Below are 8,269 nucleotides of genomic sequence, written 5' to 3'. Positions count from 1 at the left end.
CACCCCGCTCGCGCAACGCGCGCGCAAGCGATCCGCCGATCAGGCCGACACCGAAAATCACCAGCTTATTAAAAGAGAACGCAGCCACGTCGGTCACAGAAAAAGCGCGTCATTCATGAAATGAGACGCGCGGGTCAAGGTCAACCGCTTAAGCGGTGGCGAGCGTCTTTTCGAGCGCTGCGAGGAACGCTTCGTTTTCTTTCGGCAGACCAATCGTGATACGCAGCCATTGCGGCAAACCGTAGTTGCCGACCGGGCGAACAATCACGCCCTGCTTCAGCAATTCGAGGTTGACGCGATTGCCGGCAGCGTCGTCGTTGCCGACACGCACCAGCACGAAGTTGCCGTCCGACGGCACATACTCAAGCCCGAGTTTGTCGAACGCTTCGGTCAAAAGGCGATAGCCTTGCGCATTCAAGGCCGCGCTTTTTTCCAGAAACGCCGTGTCGTTCAGCGCCGCGATCGCTGCGGCTTGCGCCAGCGTGTTCACGTTGAACGGCTGACGCAGACGGTTCAGCAGATCGGTCAACTCAGGCTGGGCAATAGCGAAGCCGACACGCAAGCCGGCGAGTCCAAACGCCTTCGAGAACGTGCGCGACACCAGCAGATTCGGATAACGGCGTACCCACGCGATCGAGTCGTAGCGCTTTTCTTCCGGCAGATATTCCGTGTACGCCTCGTCGAGCACGACGACCACGTTGCGCGGCACCTTGTCGAGAAACGCCTCAATCTTCGCGCCTTCGATAAAGGTACCCGTCGGGTTGTTCGGGTTCGCGACGAAGATCAGACGGGTGTCGTCCGTGATCGCGGCGAGCATCGCGTCGAGATCGTGGCCGTACTTGATGGCGGGCACAACGATCGCACGCGCACCCACGCCTTGCGTGGCCAGTGCGTAGACCGCGAATGAATACTGCGCGTAGACGATCGACTGGTCCCTTTCGACTAATGCATGTGCGGCAATTTCGAGAATGTCGTTGCTGCCGTTACCGAGCGTGACCCAGTCGGCGGGTACGCCGTAACGCTCGCTCAGCGCCGTCTTCAGTTCGAATGCATTCGCGTCCGGATAGCGGCCGAGTTCGCTGGCTGCTTGCGCCATGGCACGTTGTGCCGACTCCGGCATGCCGAGCGGATTTTCGTTCGACGCGAGTTTCACGATCGTCGCTTCGTCGAGGCCAAATTCGCGGGCCACTTCCGAAATCGGCTTGCCGGCGATATAAGGCGCAATCGCGCGCACATAAGAAGGACCGAAGGACGTTGTCATGAAAATCTCCGAACGACTAATTAGTAGTAGGTGAACATGCAGCAGGCGCGCCCGTGCAACGTGTGCGCGCCCCGGCCGACTTCAACGGGCGCGCGGATACGAGCCAAGTATCTTCAGGAACGCGGCCTTCTGGCCGAGTTCGGTGAGCGCGGCGGCAACCGCCGGCTCGTCGCGATGGCCTTCGACGTCGATGTAGAAGTAATACTCCCACGTGCCGACGCGCGCCGGACGCGACTCGAAACGGGTCATGGATACACTGTGGCGCGCCAGCGGCTCCAACAGTTTGAACACGGCGCCCGGCTCGTTCGCCACCGAAACGATCAACGACGTCTGGTCGTGCCCGCTAACGCCGGTGCGCTCCTTGCCGATCATCACGAAGCGCGTTCGGTTGTGCGGATCGTCCTGAATCAGCGCGTAGGCGACTTGCAGACTGTAATGGGTCGCAGCGCGATCGCCGGCGATGGCTGCGACAGTCGGATCTTCCGCCGCCATACGCGCGGCTTCGGCATTGCTCGACACCGCCTGACGCTCGAGATGCGGCGCATTCGTCGCGAGCCAGCGCTGGCACTGAGCAAGCGCCTGCGCGTGCGCACACACCCGCTTCACGCCGGTGAGGCCGCCGTTCAGCGTCAGGAGATTGTGGTGAATCGGCAAGGCCAGTTCGCCGCCGATCGTGAGCTGGGTTTGCAGCAGCAGATCGAGCGTGCGCGACACCGCGCCTTCGGTCGAATTCTCGACCGGCACAACGCCGAATTCGGCTGCGCCTGCTTCGACCGAGCGAAATACTTCGTCGATCGACGGGCACGGCAGACCTTCGATCGACTGACCGAAGTACTCGTGCATCGCCTGTTCGCTATACGTGCCGACCGGGCCAAGGTACGCGGCTTTGATGGTCTTTTCGAGCGCGCGGCTCGCAGCCATGATCTCGCGCCAGATCGCGCTGATATGCTCACTGGCCAATGGGCCGTTGCTCATATCCTGCAGGCGCGCGATCACCTGCTGCTCGCGCTCCGGGCGGAACACCGGCGCGTTGAAATGCTTCTTGACCTCGCCGACTTCGAGCGCCACTGCGGCGCGCTGATTGAGGAGCGCGATCAACTGCGCGTCGAGCGCGTCGATGCGTTCGCGAAGGGGCTTGAGTCGGGTATTGAGTTCGTCGTCCATGCGTGAAAACGGCCCTGCCGGGTAACTACTGGAAAGGATACGCGTGCCTGAATGTCTAAGACGATCAGGCGCTGCGCTGTTCGAATTCCTTCATGTATTCGACAAGCGCTTTGACGCCTTCGAGCGGGACGGCGTTATAAATCGACGCCCGCATGCCGCCAACGGACTTGTGGCCCTTTAGCTGCACCATTCCCCGCGCTTTCGCGCCGGCCAGGAAATCTTCGTTGCGCGACTCGTCGGCGAGGAAAAACGGTACGTTCATCCGCGAGCGCGAGCCACGCTCGACCTTGTTCAGATAGAAACTGCTCGAATCGATCGTGTCGTACAACAGCTTCGATTTTTCGAGGTTACGCGCTTCCATCGCGGTAAGGCCGCCCTGCTTCTTCAACCACTTGAACACCAGCCCTGCGACATAAATCGCATACGTGGGCGGGGTGTTGTACATCGAATTGTTCTCGGCGACGGTTTTCCATTCGAACGCCGACGGGCAGATCAACTGCGCGCGATCCAGCATGTCTTCGCGCACGATCACAACCGTCACGCCCGCCATGCCGATGTTCTTCTGCGCGCCACCGAACAGCACGCCGTATTTGGCGATGTCCATTGGACGCGACAGGATGTGCGACGAAGCGTCCGCCACCAGCGGAATGTCGCCGAGGTCGGGAATCTCGAATGTCTCGACGCCGTGAATGGTCTCGTTGGTGCACAGATGCACGTATGCCGGATCGTCCGAAAGTTGCCATTCAGAGCGCGTCGGCGCACGGGTGAAACCCTCTGCCGTCTGTCCGCTCGCCGCCAGATGCACGGCACCGTATTTTTGCGCTTCCTTGAGCGACTTCTGCGACCACGAACCGGTCACGACGAAATCCGCGCGCGGTTTCGCGCCCATCAGATTCATCGGCACGATTGCGTTTTCGCCCAAGCCGCCGCCTTGCAGAAACAGAATGCGGTGGCTGGCAGGCACCTCGAGCAGTTCGCGCAAATCGACGAGCGCTTCCTCGTGGATCGACATGAATTCTTTGCCGCGATGGCTCATTTCCATCACGCTCATGCCACTGCCCTGCCAATCGAGCATCTCGTCGGCTGCGTGACGCAGCACTTCTTCGGGCATGGCCGCTGGGCCGGCAGAGAAATTAAAGACGCGCATCATGAGATCCTGGAAGCTGGCGCGAAAAACGAACAGATCGCGCAAAAATCGGCGAAGTTGGCAGCCGCTGCAACGGCAGCCGCTGCAAAGTTAGCGACGCGCACTCGACAACGCGAGTTTAACGACGCGTGTTTGACAACAATTTCGCGCCCAAAAAGATAATGGCCGTCTGCGCGTGTGCGCAAACGGCCATTATCGCATTGTCGCCGCCAACCCGCCAAACCCGGCACGCCATATAGCTTGCCGGGCGGCGGCTAGCGCGATATCAGCGCAGCCTTTCGACCTTTTGGCTTAGCTAACCTGGCTTACTTAGCCGGCTTGACCGAAGCGACTTCCTTGTCAGCCTGGTCACGCGTTGCCTTGATCGATTGCGGCATGTACTTTTGCATCAAGCCGTTCACAACGTCGCGGCCAACCTGGTCCTGGACCTGGATGAACTTGCGGCCGGTCGGGCTCTTGTAGAACGCGGTCAGATCCTTGATTTCCGACGTGCTGTAGTACTTCGCGTAAGCGTCGTACTGAGCTTGCATGGCGTCTTGACGGAAGGAGTCCGTTGCGAACACCTGGCCTGCGCCGTCAACCAGCTTCGGCACTGCGTTCTTTTGCAGCGCCGGGACGGAAGCCTGCTTCTGCTTGTCCGTCATCGTCTTGTTTTCGCTCAGGGCGTCCGACAGGATAGCCGGGACCAGCTGCTTGGCTTGCATCTGGGCGCTGTTGCCGATTGCGCCGACGAGCTTCTGTGCGTCGATTGCGTCCAGCAGGTCCTTGATTGCAGCCTGCTTGGCCGGATCAACCGGTGCAGCGGCAGCAGCCGGAGCCGCCGGGGCCGGGCTCTGAAGCGCCTGAGCCATAGCGAAGGTCGGCACGAGAGCAGCCAGCAACATCAGTTGTTTGAATCGTTTTTGCATCATTACTCCCTAAGAGAAATTAACTTGAACTGCAAGCTGCGCGAGATGCTTATCGGTCCGACACCGGCCCGACACGCCATTGTTCTCTGCGCAGCTTTCAACCAATAACTGAGACTGAACTGCCGACGCGAATCAGGCCGCACCACCGTCTTCACCGCCGTTGTCGCCTTCGGCAGGACCTTCGGTGTCGCCTTCCACATCACCATCCGCTTCCGCCTCAGCAACCTGTTGCAGACCTGAAAGCTTGGTCCCTTCGTCAAGGCTGATGAGTGTAACACCTTGGGTTGCGCGTCCCATTTCTCGAATTTCCGATACGCGCGTACGAATCAGCACGCCCGTATTGGTGATCAGCATGATCTGCGCTTCCTGATCCACCAGCGTGGCGGCGACGACCTTGCCGTTCCGCTCCGACGTCTGGATTGCGATCATTCCCTTCGTACCGCGCCCGTGACGCGTGTACTCGGTGATCGGCGTGCGCTTGCCGTAGCCGTTTTCGGTTGCGGTCAGCACCGACTGCTGTTCGTCGCCAGCCACCAGCAACGCGATCACACTCTGACCGTCTTCGAGTTGCATGCCGCGCACGCCACGCGCCTCACGGCCCATCGGACGGACGTCGTTTTCGTCGAAACGAACAGCCTTGCCGGAATCCGAGAACAGCATCACGTCATGCTGGCCGTCCGTGATGGCAGCGCCGATCAGGTAGTCGCCGTCGTCCAGACCGACCGCAATAATACCCTTGCGCAACACGCGACCAAAGGCTTCCAACGGCGTCTTTTTTACAGTTCCTAACGCGGTGCTCATAAAGACGAATTTGTCAGCCGAGAATTCCTTTACCGGCAAGACAACCGTAATCTTCTCGCCCTCCTGAAGCGGGAAGATATTTACGATCGGACGGCCGCGTGAGTTCCGCGAACCTTGCGGCACTTCGTAGACCTTCACGCTGTAGACACGACCACGATTCGAGAAGCACAGAATGTGATCGTGCGTATTCGCGATGAACAGCGTGTCGATCCAGTCGTCTTCTTTCATCGCCGTGGCCTGTTTGCCGCGACCACCCCGCTTCTGCGCACTATATTCCGACAACGGCTGCGATTTCACGTAGCCGGCGTGCGACATGGTCACGACCATCTCTTGCGGCGTGATCAGGTCTTCGGTGTTCAGCTCGGTTGCGTTCAGCTCGATCTTCGAGCGGCGCGCGTCGCCGAATTCGGCTTTGATCGACGTCAGTTCGTCGACGATGATCGCCGTAATGCGTTCCGGGCGAGCCAGAATGTCCAGCAGGTCGGCGATTTGCGCCATCACTTCGCGGTACTCGCCGATGATCTTGTCCTGTTCCAGACCCGTCAGGCGTTGCAGACGCATCTGCAAGATTTCCTGAGCCTGAGTGTCGGACAAGCGGTAGAGACCGTCGGACTGCATGCCGAAGGACGGATTCAAACCTTCAGGACGATATGCCTCACGGCCGCCGGCCGACGCATTTTCCGTCTCCGCACGCGACAACATATCGCGCACCAGGGACGAATCCCACGGACGCGCCATCAATTCCTGCTTGGCGATCGGCGGCGTAGGTGCGGCCTTGATGATCGCGATGAACTCGTCAATGTTGGCGAGCGCGACAGCCAGGCCTTCGAGCACGTGACCGCGTTCGCGCGCCTTGCGCAGTTCGTACACAGTGCGCCGCGTCAGTACTTCCCTGCGATGCGACAGGAAGCACGACAGCATTTCCTTCAGGTTCAGTAGCTTCGGCTGGCCGTCGACCAGCGCGACCATGTTCATGCCGAAGGTGTCCTGAAGCTGGGTCGCCTTGTACAGATTGTTGAGAACCACTTCCGGCACTTCGCCGCGCTTCAGCTCGATCACGACGCGCATGCCGCTCTTGTCGGATTCGTCGCGGATGTCGGAGATGCCTTCGAGCTTCTTCTCGTTGACCAGCTCGGCGATGCGCTCCAGAAGTGAGCGCTTGTTTACCTGGTACGGCAGTTCGTCGACGATGATCGACATGCGCTGACCGCGGTCGATTTCCTCGAAGTGCGTAAGCGCGCGCATCAACACGCGGCCGCGGCCGGTGCGATAGCCGTCGCGCACGCCGGCCACGCCATAGATGATGCCGGCGGTCGGGAAATCAGGTGCCGGGATGATCTCGATCAGTTCGTCGATTGTGGCTTCCGGGTTTTTCAGCAGGTGCTGACATGCGTCGACAACCTCATTGAGGTTGTGCGGCGGGATGTTGGTCGCCATGCCGACCGCAATACCGGAGGAGCCATTGATCAGCAGATTAGGAATACGCGCCGGCAGGATGGCCGGCTCGTTTTCGCTGCCGTCGTAGTTCGGCGTGAAGTCGACCGTTTCCTTGTCGATGTCGGCCAGCAGTTCGTGGCCGATCTTTGCCATGCGGATTTCGGTGTACCGCATCGCCGCGGCGTTGTCGCCGTCGACCGAACCGAAGTTGCCCTGACCGTCCACCAGCATGTAGCGCAGCGAAAAATTCTGCGCCATCCGGACGATGGTGTCGTAGACAGCCGTGTCGCCGTGCGGGTGATATTTACCGATGACGTCGCCGACAATACGCGCCGACTTCTTGTAAGCCCGGTTCCAGTCGTTGTTCAGTTCGTGCATCGCGTACAGCACGCGCCGGTGCACCGGCTTCAGGCCATCGCGAACATCGGGAAGCGCACGCCCCACGATCACGCTCATCGCGTAATCGAGATACGAACGGCGCATTTCCTCCTCTAGGGAGATTGGCAGAGTCTCTTTGGCGAATTGATCCATTTATCCGTATCTTTTACGTGCCAAGGCGACGGCGTGAACCTCATTTCGCCGCGCCTTCGCGTAAGCATTGCAGGCGCAACGCATCACGCGATTCTAACATGCCGCGCATCCGTCCCCGACCGGGGTACGTATACCTATTAGCAGGCGAGCGGGAAAGAGCGGGAAAGGCGTCTGAATGCCCCATCATCGAACCGGAGCAGGCTCGATTTGTGCGTGGGCCAATCCGCCGCTCAGCCATGACTGGCGGTGCCTTCAGCGGATTGCTTGTGTTGCGCATGCACCACAATTGGAGGGCGATTTGATCGGGGGCAGATTTTTTTATCGTTAGAAGGGAACGATATGGCAAAATGCCAACGCACAAAGAGTTAGACACTGCTCGAAGTCTACACAGCACGTTTTTTTGTTCTACACCGATGTTATACTTCGAGCAATGTATGACTTGTCTTCGTCAACAGGCTCGCAGTAAACCTGCGGTAATCTCAATTTCGAGAGGAGAAATATGAATAAACTTTCAAAGCTCGCGTTCATTGCAGCTACCGCAGTTATGGCTGCATCCGCCATGGCGCAATCGGTGCCGGCGTCGCGACAAGCCACGAACGACAACTGGGTGAATGGTACCGGCGAATACGTGTGGATGAATGGCACGAACGAGCTTTGCTGGCGCGATGCATTCTGGACGCCGGCAACGGCCAACGCTAAGTGCGATGGCGCCCTGGTTGCCCAGGCTCCGACCCCGCCGGCTCCGGTCGCACCTGCACCGGCTATCACGAGCCAAAAGATTACGTATCAAGCTGACGCTCTGTTCGACTTCGACAAGGCTATCCTGAAGCCGGCTGGCAAGGAAAAGCTGGACGATCTGGCATCGAAGATCGGCGCGCTGAACTTGGAAGTCGTCGTCGCAACGGGTTACACGGACCGTATCGGTTCGGACAAGTACAACGACCGTCTGTCGCTGCGCCGTGCTCAAGCTGTGAAGGCATACTTGGTCAGCAAGGGCATCGAATCCAACCGTATCTATAC

At 59.4% G+C, this 8,269-nt stretch carries 6 protein-coding genes and 1 pseudogene; 1 reads left to right on the top strand and 6 read right to left on the bottom strand.

What is annotated here, in order from left to right; translation table 11 throughout:
- From VFE81_RS28465 to gyrA, 6 genes and pseudogenes are all read right to left on the bottom strand, one after another.
- Nucleotides 1–97: pseudogene (locus tag VFE81_RS28465) on the bottom strand (prephenate dehydrogenase/arogenate dehydrogenase family protein); the annotation flags it as partial.
- A gap of 51 nt (nucleotides 98–148) precedes the next feature.
- Nucleotides 149–1,261 (bottom strand): histidinol-phosphate transaminase, encoded by a 1,113-nt coding sequence (gene hisC, locus VFE81_RS28460; protein WP_325047768.1) that lies wholly within the window; start codon nucleotides 1,259–1,261, stop codon nucleotides 149–151.
- Nucleotides 1,262–1,342: 81 nt separating this feature from the next.
- Nucleotides 1,343–2,425: a prephenate dehydratase gene (pheA, locus tag VFE81_RS28455; protein WP_325047767.1), complete on the bottom strand. Its 1,083-nt coding sequence runs from the start codon at nucleotides 2,423–2,425 to the stop codon at nucleotides 1,343–1,345.
- A 64-nt stretch (nucleotides 2,426–2,489) separates the two neighbouring features.
- Entirely contained in the window at nucleotides 2,490–3,572 is a 1,083-nt protein-coding gene (gene serC, locus VFE81_RS28450; RefSeq protein WP_325047770.1) for a 3-phosphoserine/phosphohydroxythreonine transaminase, read from the bottom strand.
- Between the two features lie 305 nt (nucleotides 3,573–3,877).
- Entirely contained in the window at nucleotides 3,878–4,480 is a 603-nt protein-coding gene (locus VFE81_RS28445; RefSeq protein ID WP_325047769.1) for a DUF2059 domain-containing protein, read from the bottom strand.
- A 132-nt stretch (nucleotides 4,481–4,612) separates the two neighbouring features.
- Entirely contained in the window at nucleotides 4,613–7,249 is a 2,637-nt protein-coding gene (gyrA, locus tag VFE81_RS28440; RefSeq protein WP_325047766.1) for a DNA gyrase subunit A, read from the bottom strand.
- Between the two features lie 499 nt (nucleotides 7,250–7,748).
- Here gyrA and ompA point away from each other — a divergent pair.
- Nucleotides 7,749–8,269: outer membrane protein OmpA (gene ompA, locus VFE81_RS28435; protein WP_325047765.1), on the top strand; the 521-nt coding region annotated here is incomplete at its 3' end.

It is taken from the genome of Paraburkholderia sp. (genome assembly GCF_035656215.1).
Taxonomy (GTDB): Bacteria; Pseudomonadota; Gammaproteobacteria; order Burkholderiales; family Burkholderiaceae; genus Paraburkholderia.
This window is presented reverse-complemented; position numbering and strand designations above follow the sequence as displayed.